The organism is Streptomyces litmocidini (assembly GCF_014649755.1).
GTDB lineage: Bacteria > Actinomycetota > Actinomycetes > Streptomycetales > Streptomycetaceae > Streptomyces > Streptomyces litmocidini.
The window spans coordinates 1-597 of the sequence record NZ_BMTQ01000080.1 but is presented as its reverse complement, the minus strand read 5'-3'; the positions used below and the strand labels follow the sequence as shown (position 1 = coordinate 597).

Genomic DNA, 597 nt, shown 5'->3' with positions numbered 1-597 from the left:
CGCCCCGCGGGGACACCGGCGACGAACGTGCCGGCCGGAGCCGCTGTTCGGTGGCTGCGACCGGCACGGTCGTTTCACGGCGGACGGTGGGTTCGCCCCTGGTGCCGGAGCGGCGAGACCCCTCCGTGGCAGGACGTGGTGAGGGCCCCGCGGGAGGCCCGGGACGGCGAGGGACCCGTACGCCCGGGCGAGGGGTGGACGGCGAGGAGACGAACGGCCGGGGCGTTCCGGGGCCCGAGCCGGTCCGGGAGGCCTGCCGCCGGGCCGGAGTGCTCCACGGCGAGCCGGTCGCGCCCGTGCACCGGTCCGACCGGTCATCAGGACCGATCGCGTCCGGGACCCTTGTGGACTCCGCGCCCATCAATAAAATGTCACACACCACACAAGGGAGTCCTTCATGGCCCACGCGCACGTTCCCGCGCACCCCGACCAGCCGATGCGGCCCGCGCCCTCCGCACGGCCCGCGCCCCCCGTCCCGCCCGCACACCGCGACCGCCCCTGGCGCGGGATCATGGTCGCCACCGCCCTCCCCTTCCGCGAGGACCTCTCCGTCGACCACGACGCCTACGCCGAGCACGTGGCCCGGCTGATCGCCGA

General features: G+C 75.7%; 1 pseudogene. It reads left to right on the top strand.

Features of this window, described 5'->3' with window-relative positions:
- Positions 1-436 precede the first annotated feature (436 nt).
- Positions 437-597, top strand: a pseudogene (locus tag IE180_RS36035) (dihydrodipicolinate synthase family protein); the annotation flags it as partial.